General features: G+C 40.8%; 24 protein-coding genes. 5 read left to right on the top strand and 19 right to left on the bottom strand.

From position 1 onward, the window contains the following. Positions 1-178: 178 nt before the first annotated feature. The 3 genes from Q4567_RS19145 (at position 179) to Q4567_RS19135 (ending at position 4781) form a co-directional block, all read left to right on the top strand. Complete coding sequence (locus Q4567_RS19145; protein WP_216047723.1) at positions 179-679, top strand: RNA polymerase sigma factor; 501 nt, start codon at positions 179-181, stop codon at positions 677-679. An 84-nt stretch (positions 680-763) separates the two neighbouring features. Next, positions 764-1765, top strand: coding sequence for a FecR domain-containing protein (locus tag Q4567_RS19140; RefSeq protein WP_303501710.1), 1002 nt, complete (start codon positions 764-766; stop codon positions 1763-1765). Then, entirely contained in the window at positions 1734-4781 is a 3048-nt protein-coding gene (locus Q4567_RS19135) for a TonB-dependent receptor (protein ID WP_303501707.1), read from the top strand. Before Q4567_RS19140 ends, Q4567_RS19135 begins: the two co-directional genes overlap by 32 nt. Positions 4782-4806: 25 nt before the next feature. Here the strand turns inward: Q4567_RS19135 and Q4567_RS19130 are convergent, their stop codons facing one another. Together Q4567_RS19130 and Q4567_RS19125 are read right to left on the bottom strand one after the other, a co-directional pair. Next, positions 4807-5277: a hypothetical protein gene (locus tag Q4567_RS19130; protein ID WP_303501705.1), complete on the bottom strand. Its 471-nt coding sequence runs from the start codon at positions 5275-5277 to the stop codon at positions 4807-4809. 118 nt (positions 5278-5395) lie between these two features. Beyond that, complete coding sequence (locus tag Q4567_RS19125) at positions 5396-8017, bottom strand: response regulator (protein ID WP_303501704.1); 2622 nt, start codon at positions 8015-8017, stop codon at positions 5396-5398. Positions 8018-8317: 300 nt separating this feature from the next. Here Q4567_RS19125 and Q4567_RS19120 point away from each other — a divergent pair, with 300 nt between their 5' ends. Continuing rightward, positions 8318-8506, top strand: coding sequence for a hypothetical protein (locus tag Q4567_RS19120; protein ID WP_216047719.1), 189 nt, complete (start codon positions 8318-8320; stop codon positions 8504-8506). 64 nt (positions 8507-8570) lie between these two features. On the opposite strand, the gene Q4567_RS19115 is transcribed toward Q4567_RS19120, so the two are convergent. The 3 genes from Q4567_RS19115 to Q4567_RS19105 all read right to left on the bottom strand — a co-directional run bounded on the left by Q4567_RS19115 (position 8571) and on the right by Q4567_RS19105 (position 12201). After that, entirely contained in the window at positions 8571-9761 is a 1191-nt protein-coding gene (locus tag Q4567_RS19115; protein ID WP_216047718.1) for an HD-GYP domain-containing protein, read from the bottom strand. Between the two features lie 99 nt (positions 9762-9860). After that, positions 9861-10202: an MGMT family protein gene (locus Q4567_RS19110; protein ID WP_216047717.1), complete on the bottom strand. Its 342-nt coding sequence runs from the start codon at positions 10200-10202 to the stop codon at positions 9861-9863. 4 nt (positions 10203-10206) lie between these two features. Next, positions 10207-12201 carry a hypothetical protein gene (locus Q4567_RS19105; RefSeq protein WP_216047716.1) on the bottom strand — a complete coding sequence of 665 codons (1995 nt, stop codon included), beginning with the start codon at positions 12199-12201 and terminating at the stop codon, positions 10207-10209. Between the two features lie 167 nt (positions 12202-12368). On the opposite strand from Q4567_RS19105, the gene Q4567_RS19100 reads away from it, so the two are divergent. After that, a complete protein-coding gene (locus Q4567_RS19100) occupies positions 12369-12989 on the top strand; it encodes a tRNA-uridine aminocarboxypropyltransferase (protein WP_216047715.1) in 621 nt (206 codons plus the stop codon). A gap of 30 nt (positions 12990-13019) precedes the next feature. Here the strand turns inward: Q4567_RS19100 and Q4567_RS19095 are convergent, their stop codons facing one another. The 14 genes from Q4567_RS19095 to Q4567_RS19030 all read right to left on the bottom strand — a co-directional run bounded on the left by Q4567_RS19095 (position 13020) and on the right by Q4567_RS19030 (position 21036). Beyond that, on the bottom strand, positions 13020-13295 hold the full coding sequence (locus Q4567_RS19095; protein ID WP_252728970.1) for a hypothetical protein: 276 nt from the start codon (positions 13293-13295) through the stop codon (positions 13020-13022). Between the two features lie 20 nt (positions 13296-13315). Beyond that, a complete protein-coding gene (locus Q4567_RS19090) occupies positions 13316-14266 on the bottom strand; it encodes an alpha/beta fold hydrolase (RefSeq protein WP_252728968.1) in 951 nt (316 codons plus the stop codon). 3 nt (positions 14267-14269) lie between these two features. Then, positions 14270-14704 (bottom strand): DoxX-like family protein, encoded by a 435-nt coding sequence (locus Q4567_RS19085; RefSeq protein ID WP_303501701.1) that lies wholly within the window; start codon positions 14702-14704, stop codon positions 14270-14272. Then, positions 14695-15150 (bottom strand): hypothetical protein, encoded by a 456-nt coding sequence (locus Q4567_RS19080; RefSeq protein WP_303501699.1) that lies wholly within the window; start codon positions 15148-15150, stop codon positions 14695-14697. The genes Q4567_RS19085 and Q4567_RS19080 overlap by 10 nt, the downstream gene beginning before the upstream one ends. 15 nt (positions 15151-15165) lie before the next feature. After that, on the bottom strand, positions 15166-15585 hold the full coding sequence (locus tag Q4567_RS19075) for a DUF1801 domain-containing protein (RefSeq protein WP_252728966.1): 420 nt from the start codon (positions 15583-15585) through the stop codon (positions 15166-15168). A gap of 86 nt (positions 15586-15671) precedes the next feature. Continuing rightward, the gene (locus tag Q4567_RS19070; protein ID WP_303501725.1) at positions 15672-16058 is read right to left on the bottom strand and encodes an STAS/SEC14 domain-containing protein; all 387 of its coding nucleotides are present in this window, start codon (positions 16056-16058) and stop codon (positions 15672-15674) included. A gap of 266 nt (positions 16059-16324) precedes the next feature. Then, positions 16325-16999, bottom strand: coding sequence for a 2OG-Fe(II) oxygenase (locus Q4567_RS19065; RefSeq protein ID WP_216047713.1), 675 nt, complete (start codon positions 16997-16999; stop codon positions 16325-16327). Positions 17000-17254: 255 nt separating this feature from the next. After that, on the bottom strand, positions 17255-17824 hold the full coding sequence (locus tag Q4567_RS19060) for a hypothetical protein (RefSeq protein WP_303501694.1): 570 nt from the start codon (positions 17822-17824) through the stop codon (positions 17255-17257). A gap of 54 nt (positions 17825-17878) precedes the next feature. Continuing rightward, positions 17879-18601 carry a ZIP family metal transporter gene (locus Q4567_RS19055; protein ID WP_216047711.1) on the bottom strand — a complete coding sequence of 241 codons (723 nt, stop codon included), beginning with the start codon at positions 18599-18601 and terminating at the stop codon, positions 17879-17881. 47 nt (positions 18602-18648) lie between these two features. Next, on the bottom strand, positions 18649-18852 hold the full coding sequence (locus tag Q4567_RS19050) for a DUF3565 domain-containing protein (RefSeq protein ID WP_303501692.1): 204 nt from the start codon (positions 18850-18852) through the stop codon (positions 18649-18651). A 40-nt stretch (positions 18853-18892) separates the two neighbouring features. Continuing rightward, on the bottom strand, positions 18893-19162 hold the full coding sequence (locus tag Q4567_RS19045) for a hypothetical protein (protein ID WP_303501689.1): 270 nt from the start codon (positions 19160-19162) through the stop codon (positions 18893-18895). 73 nt (positions 19163-19235) lie between these two features. Continuing rightward, positions 19236-19643, bottom strand: a complete 408-nt coding sequence (locus Q4567_RS19040; RefSeq protein WP_303501687.1) for a VOC family protein — start codon at positions 19641-19643, stop codon at positions 19236-19238. 64 nt (positions 19644-19707) lie between these two features. After that, positions 19708-19971 carry an RNA-binding protein gene (locus Q4567_RS19035; RefSeq protein WP_216047708.1) on the bottom strand — a complete coding sequence of 88 codons (264 nt, stop codon included), beginning with the start codon at positions 19969-19971 and terminating at the stop codon, positions 19708-19710. Between the two features lie 153 nt (positions 19972-20124). Beyond that, the gene (locus Q4567_RS19030) at positions 20125-21036 is read right to left on the bottom strand and encodes a sensor domain-containing diguanylate cyclase (protein ID WP_216047707.1); all 912 of its coding nucleotides are present in this window, start codon (positions 21034-21036) and stop codon (positions 20125-20127) included. Between the last annotated feature and the right edge of the window lie 289 nt (positions 21037-21325).

Below are 21325 nucleotides of genomic sequence, written 5' to 3'. Positions count from 1 at the left end.
CCGTATTATCGCGCTCCCGCGTGGTTGTAATGCTGACTATTGATTGGCCTGACTAGCAAATTTTCACTGAGCAGTTTTGTCTTACTTTTAGATAAATTTCAAAGTGTTATTGGTGTCACCAAATATAGGGTTAGGATTGCCTCGTATTTCGACTTTATAAGTTCGAGCGAATACTGTTATGAAAAAAAACGATCCTTTCATTAAGCTGATGCCGAAAATCAGAACCTTTGTACACGCGCGAACACAAAACGCTGATGTGACCAATGACGTGCTGCAAGAAACCATGTTGCGAACGATTCGAAATAACCTAAAACAAGATTCAGAACAAAGGTTGAATAATCCACTGGCTTACTTAATTACAGTTGCTAAATCGGCTTTATTTGATCATTGGCGTACGGAAAAAAAACATCTAAGCCAATCTGATATGGTCGACGAGTATACACAAGGTCAGCGATTAGAAGATGATTTCATTAAACTCGAGCAAGTAAAAATACTGTCAAAGGTAATGGATGAGATGCCGCCCTTAAGACAACAAGTATTTAGAATGCGCCGCCTAGAGGGGATGAGCAGAGAAGCAATTGCAACGGAGCTGGGGTTGTCGTTAGAGGCTGTAAAAAAACACATTAATCGTGCCATGGTAGATATTGCTTTATGCGCGGAAAAAAATGATTGGAAATGAGCATAAAAATTGTCACCTTTCCTTATGTTTAGACGTTTAATAAAGAAATTGATGCAAAATCATCTGGTACATTGAGAACAGTACATGAATAAACATACAATAGAGCAAGCCGCAGATTGGTTTGATCAACAGGACTCTCTTAACGCTGAACAAACTGTAGAATTTGAGCGTTGGTTAACCACGCCCAAAAATGCAGAGGCTTACCGCAAAATCAGTCAACTAATGCAATCAGCAGAACTGACTGCGGCAATGAATGTTAGTCAAAAACCTAGCACAGATGATAAAAACGCGGTCAGGAATAAGTCCCAGAATAACCACAAAGCCCATACTTTTAGTTTCTATCAATTCAATCCAACCAACATAGCTGCGAGCCTGTTCTGTATCGCGCTTATTAGCGCTTTTTTATTGTTTTTGCAAAATAAGCCCGATGATTCGTCGCCATTAGTCGCTGCACCCCACGCAGTTTATCAACAGCAAATTCAAGCCCCTGTAGGTGCTCGCTCCTCTCAAGTTTTGCAAGATGGTACACAAGTTCACTTGAATGCGAATAGCCAACTAAATGTGCAGCAAACCAGTACGTCTCGATATGCGCTAATGGAGCAAGGGCAAATATATTTTGATGTTGCCAAAGATAAAAATCGTCCGTTTGTCATTGATGTGGGGGACATGCAAATACGTGTGTTAGGCACCTCATTTGATGTAGACCATACCAATGCTCGCACCTTGGTTACCGTTTATGAGGGGCGAGTGCAAATAAACGCAGATGACGTGTTCACTCTAACCAAAGGCGAACAACTTCTGCTCGAAAATGGACAAGCCAGTAGATTGCCATCCAAACAGCTACCTATGCTACCGGCTTGGCGCGGCGGTTGGCTGGAAGTCGAACAACAACCGCTGCAAGACGTAGTAGCGCATATGCAACGTTACATTGAACAGCCTGTAGAAATTGCTTCTCAAGAACTGCTTGATCGCAAAATTAGTGGACGTTTCCCACTTGATAAGGCCGAACAGTCGTTAGCCCTAATTGCCAGCGCGCACCAATTCACTGTGACCTATGAAGCCGACAAAATCCTGCTTAGCAATTAGTAAAAACACCTTTATTCAATATGCATTCGGTTTTCTAAATGCTTTATTGTTAATGCTAGGATTTAGTTTCGCCATTAAAAGTAGATACAATAATCGGCAATACCGCCGTTATGCCCCGGTAAACGGGTTAATACTCAGTGTGTTTTTTTGTTTGCCCTCGGCCATGGCTAAAAACACCCAGTATTTGCAGACAAACACTGAAAAAAAACAATTTATTCAGATCCAAAACAGCTCGATTGAGGCGGCGATAAAACGCATCTCCTTAGTTTATCAAGTCCCATTTGTGATCAATGGCGTCGGCAATAACAGCGAAAATAAAGTAAATATCGAAGGCTTATATAGTCTTTCAGCCGCTCTAGAGAAAATGACCCGCCAAAGCCCATGGAAGTACGCTATCACCCCCCATGGCATTGAATTATCCCGAGCCGTAAAAAACCTCCCCAACACAGCAAAAAGCAACATCGATGAAATCATAGTAACGGGTCTGCGGGCTTCATTAGATAAAGCGAAACAGATAAAAACCCACACAGTGGCGGTATCAGATGCATTAGCATCTGATGATATGGCGAATTATCCCGATATTAATATGGCCGAGTCATTGCAAAGAATTCCAGGGGTGGTGATCACCAGAGAAGCAGGGGAAGGTCGACAAGTCTCGCTTCGAGGAACTTCTCCTGATTTTACCTTAGTTACCATAAATGGCATGCCCGTGCTGGCAAACAACGATTCGCCGATGGACAGTCGTGTGCAAAAACAACATGATCGGTCATTAGATTTCAACGTGTTTTCATCTGAACTATTCAGTCAAGCGCAAGTGCTAAAATCCTATAGTGCAGAACAAATTACTGGGGGGCTAGCGGGTACGTTAGCACTGCAAACTAATCGTCCATTTGCGCAAAAAGGATTTCAATTTGTGCTCGCTCCACAACTTGGAAAGAACGAATATTCAGATAACACCGCGCCCCGTATAACAGGTTTAATCTCCAATACATGGGGTAATTGGGGGGCATTATTGTCCGCCTCTTATGGAAAAAGGTTCGTAGAGGAACGCGGTGCAAATACGATTAGATGGCGGGCAATCACACCTACCGTAATTTCACTAGACGCCTTAGCTCCCGAGGTACAACAAAGCTTCGCCAACAATGAAGTTATTATGCCGCGAGGCAATCGTTATTCGTTATGGCGAAGCGAACAACAACGGCGAGGGCTAAACTTGGCCTTGGAATACCAAGGTGAGAAGTCTTCAGCACGTTTAGACATTTTACACGCAGCGTTAGGTGCAACTAGAAATGAGTTTCACCTATATCCACGAGGCGATCAATCAACACCTATAATACCTGGCATAACCGAATTCGTTGATGCCCAGTTGAACGCCAATAATGAGCTAGTCTACAGTGCTTTTAACAATGCCAGAGTAGCCACGGAAAGCCGAGCCCAAGATACCAAAACAACCTACAAACAAGCGGTATTTAACAGCGCATTTAACCTATCGGAAAAATGGTCATTGGCGTTACTGATAGGATTAGAGAAATCTGACTTTGAAATTCCCACCAGCAATAAGATTTATACCCAAGGCATGTCAGATATTAGTATCGATTACCGCGCTGACCGGTTTTTTGCGGATATTCAATATGCAAGTGATCTAACTCAGCGAGATCTTTGGGAAATGCGAGAAATTGATCTAGAAGAGTATTTTGCGACGACCCGCTACCAACACGGCAGAATAGCCTTAAAATATCAATTCACACCTAACCTGTTATGGCAATTTGGAGCTGAACACACGACCTTTGACACCCAAACATTATCTATATATCAAACTAATTTATTGTTAGATGCATGGTCAACAACAGCACAATCCTTACCCATGGAATATACCCAGCTAGTTGATTCTCATCCCAACGTTAGTTGGTTAGGCTTGCAAACCCACGATGCCATTCAGCACTTTGGAATTGATCCCTATTCACTAACGAATAATGTTGCTTTGATTGAACACTTTGATGACAACTTAACAGAACAAAAATCATCTGCTTTTTTTACATTAAAGTGGCAATACAAGCAGTTTACAGTGGTAGCAGGCAGTCGTTTCCAACAAGAAACAACAGATGTTGCGAATGAGTTTTCCCATCATGAGCATAGCAACAAACATGTAAATTGGTTGCCCAGTGTGAATATGGTTTGGCGACCATCGTTAAGCTATGCGGTTAGATTCAGTTTGTCTCGTAATTTAGCCAGTCCTTCACTTAGCGATTTGAAGGGCTATGCTGAATATGACCCTACCGACCAAGTTATGTATGCCTCAAATCCAGACTTGAAACCCTATGCCTCGACGAATATTGACGTCTCGTTAGAGTGGGAAGCAAGAGATCACCTATCATTTTCAGTAACGCCTTTCTACAAATCAATTGATGATTTTATTGCACCACAGGCAAGATCATTAACACTCGCTGAAACGGGGCTGGAAAACAAATGGCAATCTAACAATCTATCTGACAGCTCTGTCATTACTCTGGTCACTAATCAAAATGCTGAGTCAGTTTCTCTATTGGGTTTTGAAACAATGCTGCGCTACGAGTGGTCGTATTTAACATCTAGATGGCAACACGTCGGCCTAATTGGCCACTTTAACTATACGGATGGAACGAAGGATTACTACAATAACGACGCTGAGTTTTTGTTTCAAAAGGCGTTACCTTATTTATCGAAAAAAACCGCTGCGGTAACATTATATTACGACGACAAAATCCTTAGTGGGCGAATTTCAGCATCCTATCGAGACAATTATATCCATCAAGTCAATCCAATGACTTTACAAGACGAAGATGAAACGGGTTTTCATTCCACCTTATATATTGATGCGAGTTTTAGCTTGCAGTTGAATCGGCGGTGGCAATTCAGCTTAGAAGCACAAAATCTTACTAATCAACGAGAAGAGCAATACAGTGATTCGACAGATCGAGCGTACAACTCAACTACCAGCGGTCGTACGTTTTACGTGGGTTTATTATATAAATATTAATCTGTTTAGTTGCGAAAAAAGTGGATTACAACAAACACCTTTGCTGCTTGTATTTGTTCTCGCTTGCCTGCCTAATTAAGCGTTTAACATTGGCTATTTTTGGCATAAAGCTCTCAATTTTTTGATATTCATCTAGATAGCTTATTCTGCCGAGTATGCCTTTTTTAGCAAATAGTTTTAGTTCTGGCTTTAGCTGCTCATTAATCGATTGGATGTCCGTTAGGGTTTTATTTTGTACCTCGACGCTTTGTTTTTTAAACTTGCTGACAAAACATTGGCATAGATCGACACTTTCAGTTTTACTCACTTTTGAATCAAACAAGCCGATGAGCTCTTCACCGCTAATATCGTTTAGTACCTGAAATTGCGCCATGTAGTTTACGATGGAGTGTTCGGTTTTATCTCGACAACTTGCATAAAGCGTATCAACGCTTAGTTGTTTGCTGCATGCGGTCAGCAGAATAGTGGCTAGCAGTAAGAAAACGAGTACTTTCAAGTTACTTCCTTGTCTTTAGATTTGCGCTTGTTGGCTAAAAACGCGACTGAATTAGAGTCTATCTAAACGCAAAGATTAACACTAATGCGTCAACTCTGTGAGATTAGCGAAACTATCCTTATCTTTTTTCGGCGCGTGTATCTCTCATCAATTCAATTAATTGCGTTAAGCTTGCGGTGGCATCTTCAGATTGTTGCTGAGTTAAATTATCTTCCACTTGTTTCGCTAATTCACTTATACGTTCGAATCCGTAGCTACCCGCAGAGCCTTTTAATTTATGCATAAGTTGCTGCACTTCATTCCAATTTTGCTGTTCAACAGCGCTTTGGATATCGCTAATTTTGGTCCCAAAGCTAGCTTTGTAGTCTTCAATTAATCGCTCAAACTCGCTGCTAGGCTGAGAGGTTTGGTGCTCTATTGGATTATGCGTATGCAAATCCATCAACTCACTTAATTTAGCGTAAAATGCCTCGGTCTTAATGGGTTTACCAAAGTGCCCTGTTGCCCCTGCCTGCATCACTTGTTTAATACTTTCGCTATCAACATTGGCGGTGAGCATCAAAATAGGACATTGAATACCCGAACTTAACAATCTGCGAGTTGTTTCTAAACCGTCCATATCGGGCATTTGCATGTCCATTAATACCAATTCGAAGTTATGTCGTTTCGCAAGCTCTAGTGCCTCAATGCCGCTGCTTGCTAAACTAATTTTCACACCGGTTTTTCTGAGTAAATAGGCGACTAACTGTAAATTGTCTTGGTTATCATCCACACACAGAATATGTCCCGATAGGCGTGGTATTTTTAGGTCGTTGTGTTGGTACTGCTGGGCAATATCATCGGCTTCTTTTTGGGATGTTAGCATTGCCTTATTGCGGGCTTCAGACCAAGGTAAATAAACAGCGAACTGGCTACCTTCGCCCTCTTGAGAGGTGACTTTAATATGCCCCCTCATAATTTCAATCAGTTGTTTGCTGATATATAAACCGAGTCCTGTGCCTCCATATTTACGATTAATCGCAGAACTTCCTTGAGAAAAGGCGGTGAACAGGCGCAACTGTTGCTCTTCACTCATGCCCACGCCACTGTCAGACACGACAAAAATTAAACGTCGTTTATAACTATCAAAATAAACCTGCAACTCCACCTGGCCTTGGTCGGTGAATTTAATGGCGTTGTTGCACAAATTAAGCAATATTTGCTTCAATCGAGTGGGATCTGTATTGATATAATGGGGCAACGGGAAGTGCAGTTGCAAATTGAACTGCAAGCTTTTTTCTTCAGCAAAACGGCGCATGTAGGACTGCACTTCATTTAATAAACTGACGGTGCACGTATCGATATTTTGCAGGTGGATTTTGCCTGCCTCAATCTTAGATAAATCCAAAACATCATTAATAATATTTAACAGATATTGGCCGCTACTGTTTATCGCTCGCGTTGCTTGCTGTTTTTCCTGAACGCTTGCTTGGCTATCATCTAGTACTTGGGTATATCCAATAATGGAGTTCAACGGTGTGCGTATTTCGTGGCTGACATTGGCTAAGAACCGATTTTTAGCTTCATTGGCAGACTTCGCCAACTCCTGCTCTTTTTGCACAATTTCAATTTGATATTTGGCTTTATTGGTTTGCCTGATTTCTTCGGCCTGATCTTTTATCTTTTGTTCACGCTGCATAACAGCTTGCTGCATGTTGCCAAACTCCAGCGCCAATTCGCCAAGTTCACTTTTTTCGGATACCTGAATTGCATCACTGTATTTGCCGCTGGCGACCAATTTAGCCGCATCCAGCAGTCGACCTACGGGTCGAGTGATACTGCGCGCAATATAGTAGGAACCAATCACCGCTAACAATAAACCCACCGCGAAGAATGGCAGTAACTCGAGCATAAATTGTCGTAAGGTATTCAACCAAGTCTGAATGGAGTCTTGCAATACCACGACAAACTGTCGGCGATTATCTTCAAACAGCACAAATGGCAATAATACGGTGTCATGGGTGTCTACCGTTTGAAACTCGATAGCGCGGTTTTCGTCTGGCAACATTAGACTGGCGTTTCTTATAGCATCATTTAACAATTCGTCGTTATCAATAGTCGATAGCGGAAGCAGTGCTTGATTATCGCTGACAACAGTAAGGTTGATATCAAGAGAAATTAAACTTTTAATTCGCTCGAACAGGCTTAAGTTGAGCTTTTTACCCATGATTAACCAGCCAATCACGCCGGGAGCACGAATAGGCTCAGCGGAAACCAAAAACGGCTGTTCTCCCATCATAGTGATCCAAGCTTGGTGTTTTTGTTCGTCACTCAGTTCTCGGCCTAAGGCTTGGGCAACTTGACTGTCCTGCCCACCATACTGGGAAATAAGCTTAAACTTTTTATCTAACACTAGGGCAATATCTGCGTCTATGCGGCTCCCAAAGTTAAATAAAATAGTACGGATAGATTCCTCATCTTCTCCTTGTCCAATGGCACTGCGCAGTGCCCAGTCTTTGGAAACCGTTTCTACATTTAGATCAAGTTGCGATTTGGCATTCGCCAACTCGTTTAAAAATACATTGCGGCCCACGTTCAAACGAGACAAAAATTGACGTTCAGCCTGATTATAGGCAGCGTTGTATATACTCAGCAGAGTTAACGCGAACACCATGCTAAACAAACTAACCACCAGCACAAATATTTTAATTTGTAATGGAGTCCAGATTAAATGTTTGCGTCTGCCTAAAATTGGCTTCAAATTAAAACCTAATAATTTAATTAATGATTAAAAAAACCTGCATTGAGGTTAGCCAGGTTGTTTGATTCTTCTGTGGGTAACTCTAACAGAGTGACCCGAACCTCAGTGCATAACTTTCATTGAATCAGATGTATATTTGACACTTTCTGTCAGACTTTTTGACAAGCGTCTAAAACACCTCCCCCACCAAAAACACTTAACCTTTTGTTTTTAAATAACATATCAAACATGGTTCGATTTATGCTGTATAAGAATAGTACAGTTTTTTTGATTGGTAACCCCAGAAGTATCAGGTGAAGTATGTCTTGTTTAACTCGTAAGTTGCAGCAAAATTTAACACGTTATGTCAAAAAGCACAGCGCTAACATTGCCGATAAGCCAGTGGAATGTGTAAAAGAAGAGTTAGTAGATAAGGGCCTGTGTCCGTCACACATCACCGACGACCAAATGCGCGAAATATTGCGTTGCGCTTATCAGTCGGGTAAATAGCCAGTAGCCAGCCAATCGCAAAAGGCATCTAAGTGCTAATACAATATGTATTTTGCACTAAATGCTAGATGGCTATATTTTCTTCAAAGTAACGATTAAAGTCGATGTCGAATTGGCTGGGCTTGACCCCCTTTTCAACCTTCATTTGGCTTTGGGTCAAGTCGATCTCTTTGATTGGTAAATAATTTCCAGTGCGGGCAGAATAAAAGATCTTCACAACAGGTTTCAATGGTGCCAATTCATTGCAACTGACCACCATACCCACTTGTTCGTTGTTTAGCTTCACTAGGCTGCCTACAGGGTAGACGCCAACACATTTAATAAACTTTTGCACTAAGGGCTGATCGTACATCACAGGTGAGTCAGCCAGTAATATTTTGAGGGCTTTTTGAGAAGACATGCCTGATTTGTAACAGCGATCGGCTGTTATCGCATCATAAGTGTCGACTATGGCTATCATGCGGCCATATAAGCTAATTTCATCCCCTCGTAAACCTTCTGGATACCCATAACCATCCAGACGTTCGTGATGCTCTGACATGATTTTTATAATGTGTTCAGGTAATCCCATTTCTTCTAAGGTTTGAATCCCAAGAAAGACGTGATCGCGCATAATATTCATTTCTTGATCGGTAAGTCGGCCGGGCTTGTGCAGAATACTATCTGGTATTTTAATTTTACCAATATCGTGTAAAAAGCCGGCTAACGCGAGTTCTTGCACTTCAATTTCTTGTAAGCCAATAAATTGCGCAAAATTCGCAAGCAATATCGCCACGTTAAGGGAATGCTCCAACAGATAACTGTCTTTTTCACGTATTTTAGTTAAACACATCAGCGCGTTGGGGTTACGATCGATAGAGCCAACAAGTTGTTCAGTAAATTCTCTAGGCAGTTTTAAATCAATTGGTAAGCCTTTGGCTACCAACTTAAACATCCTATTTTGAATTACTTTACCTTTGTCGTGTAATTGCTTAGCAACTGCAATTTCACTGTCAAAAGTAATATGTCCCCTGCGTTTAGTGGGCTGTTTTTGTTCTTCTGAGGGTTGATTATCTACGTCTGGTTCAGGCTCTGGAGTAAACTCTTTACTAGGATCAATAAGAAGTCGGATGATGCCTTTTTTTTTCAACTGGCTGACAATAGCGCGTTTAGTCACCTTTCCTTGGCTTTTGATTTTCATATTGCCACGCTGCTCAACAATAGCTTGAACGTACATGCCTGGCTTCAATTCATCAATTGAAATTTCTTTTAACACCGGCCGAAAACTCGTTGCTTAAAATAGATACGCTTAAACATAAACCACACTGCTGTTTGGTACAAGAACATTTACATAATCTTTAAATTTATCAAGTATTTAGTAGTTCAATTTAAATAGCATTTCTGCTAAGTCAGGTTGCCATTGAAATACCTTCAGTTTCACTCTGTTATTAAATACTGCAACATTCTCTTGTTGTAATAACCCTGTTTGCAAATTGGATTGCTCACTTTGCGCCGGAAAAGCAATTTTACCGTCTGCTCGAAGTACTCGATGCCAAGGTACTTGCAGCGAATCAGGGGCATAACCTAACGCTTTACCAACTAAGCGAGCCCGTCCCGGTAAACCCGCTAAATCAGCGATTTGCCCATAACTGGCAACCTTGCCAATTGGAATCTGTAAAACCGTATTCCAAATTCGCTCATAGTGCTGCTGATTCACGTTACTATGCTAATGGAAACTGCAAATTAAGTTGCTCAACATCAACCGGCTCGCCACGACGATTTACCTGACGATACAAACTCAGATCTGTGGGGCTAACAAAGCCTGCCACTCGCTCTAGATCGTTAAGTCTAGCTCCCTGCACAACCAAATAGGTCAAATAGGTATGTCGCAACGCCGCCACCGAAAACTGCTCAGCAAACGCTAAACCGGCATCATGGGCGATGTTTATCATCATCTGGTCGAGTTGTTGAGCATCGTGTCGCCCACCTAACAATTGACTTTCGGCAGCTTGATTGGCCCGCAAATTATCAACAATTTCCATACAATCGGCGGTCATTGGAACGCTTCGAGCATACTCTCCAGAGATCTCTAAAGACTGGGTTTCTGGGTCAACATCCTGAATCGTCACATTGAGTAATTCGCTAGGACTGACACCATTTAAAATCAATGAAATTGCCAATTTTCCGTCACGATTAGCCACCTTGTACAAACTTCCACATTCAGATTCTGACAATAAACGAGCTGCACTTGGCGCATTGTTTTGGGCTAATTGTAAGGGTGTTTGTTGATGTCCTAATTGTGCATTTTTTTGTTGCTCTAATGCGTGCTGTGCCGCCAATTTTTGCTCTAATGTCAGCCCTGAAGAAGAAGGAACAACATTGTAGCTTGTCATCGTTGGGGCTGGCGTTTTTTGGCGATGAATGAAACTGAATAGCAGCAGCGCAAACAAACTCACCAGCGTAGCTGCAGCTAAAGCAATCGCCGAATCTCGCCAATAATTAGGGGATATTGGGTAAGTTGGAACAAAGGGTTGCTCCAATACGTTGATTTTTGCTTGGAACGGCTTTTGTACTTCAGTTTCTACCAGTTGATCCTTCAATTGCTGAGCTTGTTCTTGCAACTGACTTAGTGAACGCATTAATCGGCCGTATTCTTCTAGCTTTTGATTAAATACCTGTGCCTCTTTACCCAAATCATCAAGCTGAATTTCTAATTGTTTTTGCTTCTGTTCAGAGGCCACCACTGTGCGTTGTAGATCTTCCACAAATTTCTGCTGGCTTTCAGCGGCGACAATAGCATAACGGGACTTCAACTCTTCTAATCTGCGTCTTTTGTTGACGATGCTTGGATCTAAGCGCATGTATTCAGCGGTATATCGCTGCGATAACTCGTAGAGTTCAGCTTCAGTATCTCGTATTGTACTGCGAATATCGTCCAGTCTATTTTTGTCGCCAGGGTGAATAACCGAATCTCCTTGGGCGATACTCTGTTTCACACTTTCTAAGGTTGCCGCAGCTTCTGCTTGCTGGGTCTCAGCCGTGTCTAACGCGGCCCCCATACTTTTAATCTTTGACAACGCGCGGTTTTCATCGCGCTCCATTGAAATAATGTTATTTTCTTCACTATACTGCTCCACTAATTCGCGCTGCTCGATAATCTTCTGTTCCAGCGCAATGAGCTTTTCTTGTCCTAGTGATAAATCTTCTACCGTATTTTCCTGAGTTTCTTCTTCTAACCTCGCCAAATACAAAGCCAACCATTGTTCAAGCACAGGTTGTAAATGGTTTTTGTTTTCGCCAGTGGTAAATAGATTAATAATCCGGCTATCAAGGTGCTCTTCAGTAGACACCATATTGGCTAGCTCTTCGGTGGTTAAATTTAACGAATACTGCTCAGCCAGTTGTGTGCTTAGACTATCTAAAATTCGGTTGCTGGTAAGACGCTTATTGTTGAGGGTTATTTGCTCTTCAGGCACAGCGGTTTGTTGATTATTCAGCTGCTGAGCATAACTAAAGTGAATTATCGCTTGGCTTTGGTAGATTGGTGAGCGGGTCCAAATCCAAATCATAGCGACCACAAATACCAGCATAAAACTGATACTCAATACCCACCACTTTTGCTTCTGAAGTTTTTTACTTTCTTCCTCAGAGCGTCTATCCATGCTGTCTGTTCCAAATTGTGGCGGGATCACTTCCACGTTTTCGCTAAATGACATGTTTTATATCCATATTCCTTAAACGAGCGTCTGACATTAAGACAAACACACGAAGATTTTTATACCTAATAGATTATCAGCTATAGTAAGGCTCTGCGACTGATATTAAGTTCCAAAAATAATAAATTTGGATTCATTTTCGAGATACAAAAACCTTAACATATTTCATGACAAACTCTTACGTAAAACCAGCAATCAAAAAACGAGTCATTTGTCGACGCTGTAAGTACCCGCAAACAGTGTGTATTTGCGCGTTTATTAGTGAGGTGAAAATCCCCCTGCAATTAACAATATTGCAGCATCCGTTAGAATCGAAACATGGCAAAAACACAGCAAGACTCATTCCCTTGTGTATTGAAAATAGCGAAATATTCGTAGGCGAAAACCAGCAGGATTTTATTGATGTAAAAACTCAAGTCATGGCTGCTTCTCAAAATACTTGGGTGTTGTATCCCCATGCCTTTAGTCAACCGTTGGAAGAGCACTCAAAACACTTTCAGAACGTATTACCCGATAGGTTAATAGTGATAGATGCGACTTGGCGTAAAGCGACTAAGATGTGGCAGTTGAATCCTTGGTTACATGCTTTGCCAAGTTGGCATTTTAATACCCTACCTGACAATCAATACCGTATTCGCAAATCTACACTTGAGCATAGTTTATCTTCATTAGAAGCCACGGCCCAAGCGTTGAGCATATTGTGCGATACAGATACTCAACCTTTGTTAACCTTGTTCGACGCCATGCAAAGGAAACAAGAACGGCATATACCAAATTTAGGGGTGTGAACAACCACAAAGAGCTAAGGAAATCGGGATTTATTTTTGACGTTTAAAATGAAACCAGTTGGGCAGCCTACCGACAATAACAACATAGTATGCAAATATCCCTAAAGCGGAAAAAATGATTCCACTGACACCGGGTTCCCGCCAATTTTCGGTAAAAAGTGAATAGACAGAAAAAGCAATAACCATCAGCGTAGGTGAGGCCACAAGAGCGATCATGACGCGCACGTTCGCCGGTATTTTCACCGCCTTTTGAGTTTCCACATTCGAACTTGTTGACGCTTTGGCTGATGGCGAATTTTGTGTCATGTTTTACCTTCTGTAATCATTCACTGTTGCAGAAAATCAATCACACTTTTGACTGTAGATTCAGGATCTTCTTCGTGGGGAACATGTCCAAGTGTAGCAAAAATAACCAGCTCACTGTTTTCAATTTCCTCTTGAAAACGTCTTCCTAATTCGACCGGAATAAGGCGATCTTCTTGCCCCCACATAATCAGCGTAGGCTGCTTAATCTCTGGTATTCGTTTACTTAACTCACTAGGTTGAGTTTGCTCAAAGCGCGCTTCTAACGCTTGCCTATTTCCAGTACGAGTGGTCAATTGGTAATAACGGTCTACCAACTCAGGTGTGACCTTGCTTGGGTCACCATAAACGTTTTTAACACTTTTCACCACTAAACTACGAGGCAACATGTCGCCTATAAGTAATTTAAGTAACGGTTGCTGGGTTATTGTAAACGCTAAGGGTACCGACGTAGATTGGTATGGATAACCACTGGCATCGACTAAAACAAGCTTTTCAACACGTTGCGGGTAAAACACTGCGGTTGCCCATGAAATGTAACCACCTAAGGAATTTCCCGCCAATACAAAACGATCAACCCCAAGGCTATCCATCACATCAATCACTGTCTTGCTATAACGCTCAATGGAATAATCATTTTCTGGGTTTGGACCAGTTAAACCAAATCCAGGCAAGTCAAACCGTATGACTCTGCGCTGAGACTTTAATGCCTGCGTCCACCCCTCCCAAGTATGCAATGATGCACTAGTACCATGTAGCAGCACTATTGGAAGAGGATCATCTTTTGGCCCTTCATCGCGAAGATGAATTTGCATTCCATCTAGCTCAATAAACTCTGAAGGTGCTGGCGCCCATAGAGGCGCAAGTTCAGCAACGGTTTTATCGGGTTGCTGAAAAAGGATAAGGAGTACAACATAAATTGCCACCAGCAAAATCAGTATTGAGCCCAAGAACGTCATTATGCGTTTTACCATTTACTATTCCATACTACTTCTGTGCACATTACATTCTCCACTTCCGGTTAATCTCGTCTGTTGCCGCGGAGTCTGTTGTAGCAACACAAAACTCAACACGATTAGTGGAATGTTTGTTGTCACTGGATTAAATGCTTCCACTAAAATTTGCGGAATGAAAATTAACGTGAATATCAACAAAGCTGCCAAATTAAGAGCGCTAAAGTAAATGAGTAACCTATTTTTGTAAAACAAAATCAAAGCAACCCCCAAAATTATCTCAGCCACACCGGCACATCGCGTAATTATTAAACTTTGCTGGGGGGAAAACCCAAGGCTGGCTGTCATCAACATTTCCAACGGCGCAATATGCAACAGCTTAGGCACTAAGCCGTGATAAATCCAAGCCAAGCCTATGGTAAACCTAGCTAGCTGCACAACCGACACAGTTAACAACATTCAAACTGTTCAAAGCGTAATTTTTTACGATAAAGGTAGCTAGAAACCAGCAAAGGAAAAGGACAAATGAAGGCGAAAAGAGGATTGTAATCGATGAAAAATAACGTACACAACACGCAGCCAATGCCACCACAAATCAGGTGAAAACGATAAAAAGAAATACTCTCTTCGTAGGCATCAGGAAACACTAACTTTAACAGTAATTGGAATAGCCCCCAAATGCCAACTGAACTCAAAATAATACCAAAAACAATTAAATAACCAATCTCAAAACCACGACTGATCATTTCCATGCCAACGATAAAGCCAGAATCTATCACTGCGATCCATAGCGCAACAACCGCGCAAAAACCACAAAGAGATTCGACCAAAAATAGGTTTTTCTTGGCTTTTTTCACCTTGACTGAGACTCGTTCATCGATTTCATCTGAATAAAATACTAACACGCAAATACTGTGTTTTTAACACCCTAACAAAGGCAGATGTTTAATTTTATGGTATTTAAGAGTGAGTGCTATGCAATGGTATAGCTCAGTTTCAGGCAATTCGAGAGCCAATGGCAACAAAATTGCTCGATTGCCAACAAACTGCAAGCGTCTGCAGTACAGTTCTTTAAAGGTTTCTATTAACTTAGTTTGGCAGTTAACATAAATGAAGATATTGTTTGGATCTTTAGGCTTCCAATCCATTCTTAGGGTACTACCGGTTTTGCTAAGGTAGCTCGGTTCTCCCCACTTCAACGTCTCTTCGAGGTATTTTACTTCGGGGGTATTAGTTGCCACACGTAAAATTAGGTCGCGTAAACATAACAACTGGTTGCGTGGTTTTTGTGGGTAACTATTGATTCGGTTTAGCACCGACTGCCCTTGCGTAAAGACCATATTTCTCCTGTACTCAGGTTAATTACCCACAAAAATGCAAATCAATTTCGCCACTTATGGTCGCTAAACTTGATTGTTTTTGTCGCCTATACTGAAGGTTTTAACCATTCCATTGCGTCTTCAGGATTGTCAAAGTACTTTACTTCACCGGAAATAAACCAAGTGCCAATCTTCGCCGCATACTGTTGCCATTTTTTACTGCCATAAATAGCGATTTTGTTGAATTCATTGTTGTACTTTAAACCAATTTTGAAATCATCCCAAGCCGCCCTTAAATCCCAGCCTTCTAGTTCAGTTGCATCTATGAAGGCGTTAACTTTCGGATCTTTCACTTGGGTTAGCGCAGAGTCAATAAGTGGTGTGATAATTTCGTAATCTTCGTGAGTTAACTTGCCAACAATTTGCATGGATAGGAAAAAATTCTGTTCTACTCGTTCAATACCAATAGATAAGCCGTGTTTTTTAACTTTCATCATACTAATTCCTTATGCCCAGATTAAATTCAAATGCAGTCTCGTATTGCTGACTGCATTATCAAATTATACTCGCTATGAGGAATACATTTAGGCTTTCATGGACGTTTTCAAACCCATAACTTGATTGAAATCAAAAGAAACGAATTTAATTTTCGTCAACTTTTTAGATTCATCGAGTCAGTGCTACTGTAAGCTCAAAATTAACCTTCTTGTGATTGGATTGACGATGCTAGCCAGAGCAAAATCTGGATTGCACAAAAAACTTATAAAGGAGGATCCACTCGCTCAGAAACAGAAGTGTTGACTCGATACCATCCGGCAATTGAATAGCGATCACGTTGCGCTGGCAAAACTTCATGGGGAAAATCTTCACTTAAGAAAACCACTATGGTTCCCATCAACGGAACAACTTTAATCCCTTCAATGTCGTTATCGTCGGTAAACAGGACTAACTCACCACCGTCATCGATTGCCCAACCAGAATTAAGGTATGTCACTATTGATAACACACGCTGGGCTTCGCCTTTAAACGCATCATAATGACGTTTGTAATACATTCCGGGGGCATAATGCGCAAAGTGACTTTCAAACGAAAACAAACCAAGAAACAATCGGCTATTTAAATAGCGTTGTAGCTGGGCGGTCCAATTTAACCACTCAACTTCCTCTGGTGATTTTCCGGTGATCCAACAAATTTCGTCGGTTCTGACAAATTCATTTTTCAGGTAATCATTTCCTCGGCCAATGCCAGCAGCCTTAAAACGTTGCTCGTCCATTTTCAGCTGATATTGGCTCATGGAAGTGCAAAGCGCACTTGGTAACGCAACAGGTTTAATGCTGTACCCTTGGTGATATAAATCATCGGCAATAGCCGCAAACAAGGTTTCGTCAAAACCACTGTTATCACTTTTCAGAACCAAAGATTGGATGGCGCTCACGTTTGTTACCTTACAAAAGCCTAATTAATTTAAATTGAAAGAAAATGGATGATTATCTGGAGATGCAAAATGCAAAAAAACGCCAATTAACGCTTAAAATCTGTGCAATACTCGCCAGGGTGGCGAGTATACGACCATTTGAACATTTTACTAAGTTTATTATTTATCTAAAACGTAATTACCGCTTACGCACCAATTATAAGCCTGTAACGACATAGCAGTAGCGCGTTTTTTTATAGGGTTTAGAGTAGGTCTTTAAGAACAATTAGCCACTACCGAGCGCGCCTCTTGCCAAGCAGTGTCGGCATCAAAATCTTCAATAAGACCATTGCTGTGTTTTTGTTCTGTAAACGAGCCTATGCCATGTTGGATCATGTAAGTGGGTATATAGGTAGGCTTCCCTAGTTTTTTCAGATGTTTACAAGTAGCAGAATTATTCGATGTTTTCTGCATTATGTAAGTTAATAGTTCATTCAAGGTTTGTTGTTCATGGTCGCCAAAGGAATTCATTCTCAATACCATAATTGCTTGGTGGCCAGAACGATCTGCAACTCTACGAGTATCAAAATAACCATAGCTCATAGCCACTAAATATAGATCTGACGCCTTATCAAATTCATCCTGTTCAATGCACTCTGTTAAACCTAAAAATAGATCGGCAGGCGTGTGCGACGAATTTACATCATCAATGCCCACGCAACCTAGCGCAGTGGATGATTGCAAATTACCTTGCGCTTCATAATTCACGGTTTGGGTTGGAGAGGTTGGCTGACAAGCTGCCAAACATAATAACAATACACATGTGGCTAGTCTTTTAATTTTCATGCACGACTTCTTTTAAAATGAATATTAGATGATCTCAGAATACCAGAGTGACAATTAGCTACTAGTCACCAACATGTCACTAAAAAGTGCCAAGCAGAAACCAACGACAGCTCCTAGTGGCGGGGCCCAGTGTTTAGCCAAACGTGATTGTGGTCCAATATCTTGAAAAATAATATACAAAATTCCACCTGAGGCAAACAACATAATTGCGCCTAAAATTGCTTCATAATCTGATAAAAAAACGTAACCGATAATCCCAGCAATAGGCCCCAATGGAATTAATGCACTCATGGTTAAAAGGGTTTTAAAAGATTTGTTGCCGTTGTTATGGTTAATTTCTCGGTAGCTATTAAAACCTTCAGGCAAATTTTGTAAACCAATGAACAATGCTAACAAAGGTGCCACTGGGGAACCCAGCGCAACTAAACCGCCTAGTGCAATTGCTTCGGGAATATAATCCAGCATCATTCCCAGTAACTGCGGTGAATCATGCTTTTTCAAGCCGAGTTGCTTTTCAACAATAAAAAAAGCCACTCCGCCGAGTAACACAATCGGGATAGAGAACATAGAATGGCCCATACTGGCAATGCCTTCAGGCACTAATACAACTGACACCGCACCGAGTAAAATGCCACCGCCAAAAGCAATCACACCATGGCGTACTTCGCGCTCAATCCAAAGCGGGCGAATATGGTCAAAGCTAGCCAAAATTCCACCGATGAGAATACAACTCCCCGATAAACCGGTAAGTAAGATGATTGTTAGTATTTCAGACATTAAATTCCCACCCAGCAACTAAGATGAAACTATGATAGCAGTATTTTTTAGTTGTCTTTAGGTTCACCTCGATCACATTTTTTGCAATCCAACATAAAACCCAGTTTGGCATTCCTTCCAGACGCCGTTTCCACCCAAGGTCTATTGGCCCAAGGCGGGGTGTGTCTGACGTGCTGATTGTGACCACAATCAAGTTCGGCAACCCAATGCCTTTGTTCGTCTTTATGATAACCCTTGATAGCCTGTTTCATGGTTTTATGTAATTTAGTAATAATCTGTTAAGTAAAGCAGTTAAATCGCCATTAAACCAATCCCGCCTAGCAACATAATTGCATAGTATTTGCCCCCAGAAGGAAAATAAGACAATAACCAGAAATACACAAAAGCAGCCAAACTCAAAATTAGGCTTAAAAAAAGCGTATGCCAAATAGCAACAGTGGAAATAAAACTAATAATAGATAGCGGCACAACGAATAATAAAGTGGGAGGAACGGGTTTTGCTACGACATCATGTAACGATAACGCAGCAAGCAGTAAGAAGACTTTAACCATCAAAAACATATGAAATGCATCCTGTGCTCATTATCGAGTTAAACAAATCACCGCATTTGTCGGCTTTACATCATCGATTATCTCAACCTGTTTTAACCTGAATAAGATCGAATTTATTTCCATACAAATCTTGAAACACCACAACAGTGCCATAAGGTTCTTCGCGCGGCTGTTCATCAAAGACAACGCCTTTGGATTGCATTTTTTGATAATCTCGCCAAAAATCATTGGTTTGTATAATCAAAAAAACGCTGTCGCCAGCTTGATTTCCCATAGCAGCAAGCTGTTGCTCTGACTCTGCTTTGAGCAACAACAAACTTGAGCTGGTTGAATCTCTTGGCGATATCTGAACAAATCGTTTACCGTCACCAACATCGACATTTTGAATAACGTCAAATTCTAATTTATCAGTATAAAAATCAATAGCATTCGCGTAACTATCTACCAATAAAGCCACGCTGCTAATATGCTGTTTAACTGACTGACTCATTCATTACATCCAGTTTGTTTTAAAAAATAACCGCTGAGGAAAGCTAGATAACAGCTCAACTTACTTATTCGGATGGATCGGCAACGCTTTTATCTTCGGCTTTTTTGACCCGTATTTTATTGCCACCCAGATTTTTATAATTTAGGTTTTGAATCGCAGCCTTAGCCTCTCTAGCGTTAGCCATTTCCACAAAACCAAACCCTTTTGATTCGCCGCTCACTTTGTCGATCACCAAAGTACAAGAACCAACTGTTCCAAATTCTTGAAATAATTCTTTTAATTCATTTTCTGAGGTACTACGGACTAGATTACGTACTAATATTTTCATGTATATTTCCTAAAAGCGCTGTTGATTGAGGCTTCGCTTTAATATCTCGATTTTAAAGCGTAATACTTTGCAGAATAGCAAAACTCTATATTCAGCTAGGCTAATTAGGCAAAAAGTCGATAAATTATAACACTTATAATGAAAAACAGGGGGTTAAAAAGAAATTTGGTTTCTTCCATTCTCTTTGGCCAAATACAGTAATTGATCGGTTCGACGAATAAACTCGCTCACATTATTATCATCATTGGGATAAATTGAGTGCAATCCAATACTGGCCGTTAACATCGAACATATAGGTGAATTTTCGTTAGCTATGTTGAGCGAACGAATTTGCTCCAGTAACTCGTTAACTAATGGCTTAGCTTGCTGCAAATTTGTATCTCCATATACGAGTGCAAACTCTTCTCCGCCATAACGAGCGCACATATCGCTTGGTCTTTTAGCAAACTTTTGAAGTATCTTACCAATTGATTTTAAACAGCTATCTCCAACTTGATGTCCATAGCTATCATTTAATAATTTGAAATAATCTAGATCGATTATCGCAAGACAAATTGGCATGCCATGTCGATGACATCGCTCCCATTCATTTTCTATAAATTCATTAAAATAACGACGATTAGCGATACCAGTTAATTCATCAATACGCGAAAGGTTTAACACCTCTTCTTCAGCTAACTTTCGTTCTGTAATATTTTGATGGGTGATAACAAAGTAGGAAACTCCAGATATGTTAAAAGGAGATACTCGCATCATAAACCAGCGTGGCTCATCAGGACTATGGCAAGGATATTCTAAATAAAAAAGAGATGAACGTTGCTCGATAACGCTTCTAATACCGTTGCCAGCATTAGTCCCAAATTCATCTCCAACCGCCGACGCTTTATCGCAAACATCTAAATAATTAACTCCACGCCAATCATTGCCAACCGAACACGCATTATTGTTGCCAAACGCAGACCAGCTTTTATTGACGTATTTAATCTCACCTGCGTCATCAATAACAACAATATGTTCAGTGATTGTATCAAGAACTAAGCTTAAAAATTCAAATGAATTTTCCACTCTCTACTCCAAGGGTTATTGATAATTGCGCTTTCATTTTTACTGCTAGGTTTTCGCTGATAATAAGTGTTTTTTTCTAACGCCTCTAAAGTTTTCACGATTAAATAATTAGAAAACTCATAGGCTTAAAATCAATATTCAAGTAGCGAGATTAGTAGCCAACATAGAGTATCACAAAGCAGCTTATTTCAGCGCTTATCTAAATAAAATCACGCTTTATTTGCGCGAATTGACCGCAACCACTGCGACAAGATGAATTTATGAATTTTATATTAAATTCAACAGTTTA

Origin of the sequence: Aliiglaciecola sp. 2_MG-2023 (assembly GCF_030548145.1) — a bacterium.
Taxonomy (GTDB): domain Bacteria; phylum Pseudomonadota; class Gammaproteobacteria; order Enterobacterales; family Alteromonadaceae; genus Aliiglaciecola; species Aliiglaciecola lipolytica_A.
Note: the sequence above shows the minus strand (reverse complement) of the source record. Positions and strands in the feature narration are given on the sequence as shown.

Excerpts from the sequence above, each read along its gene's own strand:
- Q4567_RS19140 (WP_303501710.1), top strand. The coding sequence starts at position 764 with ATGAATAAACATACAATAGAGCAAGCCGCAGATTGGTTTGATCAACAG.
- Q4567_RS19135 (WP_303501707.1), top strand. The coding sequence starts at position 1,734 with ATGAAGCCGACAAAATCCTGCTTAGCAATTAGTAAAAACACCTTTATT.
- Q4567_RS19045 (WP_303501689.1), bottom strand. The coding sequence starts at position 19,162 with ATGTTTTTGATGGTTAAAGTCTTCTTACTGCTTGCTGCGTTATCGTTA.
- Q4567_RS19050 (WP_303501692.1), bottom strand. The coding sequence starts at position 18,852 with ATGAAACAGGCTATCAAGGGTTATCATAAAGACGAACAAAGGCATTGG.
- Q4567_RS19120 (WP_216047719.1), top strand. The coding sequence starts at position 8,318 with ATGTCTTGTTTAACTCGTAAGTTGCAGCAAAATTTAACACGTTATGTC.
- Q4567_RS19040 (WP_303501687.1), bottom strand. The coding sequence starts at position 19,643 with ATGAGTCAGTCAGTTAAACAGCATATTAGCAGCGTGGCTTTATTGGTA.
- Q4567_RS19090 (WP_252728968.1), bottom strand. The coding sequence starts at position 14,266 with ATGGTAAAACGCATAATGACGTTCTTGGGCTCAATACTGATTTTGCTG.
- Q4567_RS19075 (WP_252728966.1), bottom strand. The coding sequence starts at position 15,585 with ATGGTCTTTACGCAAGGGCAGTCGGTGCTAAACCGAATCAATAGTTAC.
- Q4567_RS19095 (WP_252728970.1), bottom strand. The coding sequence starts at position 13,295 with ATGACACAAAATTCGCCATCAGCCAAAGCGTCAACAAGTTCGAATGTG.
- Q4567_RS19100 (WP_216047715.1), top strand. The coding sequence starts at position 12,369 with ATGACAAACTCTTACGTAAAACCAGCAATCAAAAAACGAGTCATTTGT.
- Q4567_RS19105 (WP_216047716.1), bottom strand. The coding sequence starts at position 12,201 with ATGTCATTTAGCGAAAACGTGGAAGTGATCCCGCCACAATTTGGAACA.
- Q4567_RS19055 (WP_216047711.1), bottom strand. The coding sequence starts at position 18,601 with ATGTCTGAAATACTAACAATCATCTTACTTACCGGTTTATCGGGGAGT.
- Q4567_RS19070 (WP_303501725.1), bottom strand. The coding sequence starts at position 16,058 with ATGAAAGTTAAAAAACACGGCTTATCTATTGGTATTGAACGAGTAGAA.
- Q4567_RS19035 (WP_216047708.1), bottom strand. The coding sequence starts at position 19,971 with ATGAAAATATTAGTACGTAATCTAGTCCGTAGTACCTCAGAAAATGAA.
- Q4567_RS19060 (WP_303501694.1), bottom strand. The coding sequence starts at position 17,824 with ATGAAAATTAAAAGACTAGCCACATGTGTATTGTTATTATGTTTGGCA.
- Q4567_RS19145 (WP_216047723.1), top strand. The coding sequence starts at position 179 with ATGAAAAAAAACGATCCTTTCATTAAGCTGATGCCGAAAATCAGAACC.
- Q4567_RS19085 (WP_303501701.1), bottom strand. The coding sequence starts at position 14,704 with ATGTTGTTAACTGTGTCGGTTGTGCAGCTAGCTAGGTTTACCATAGGC.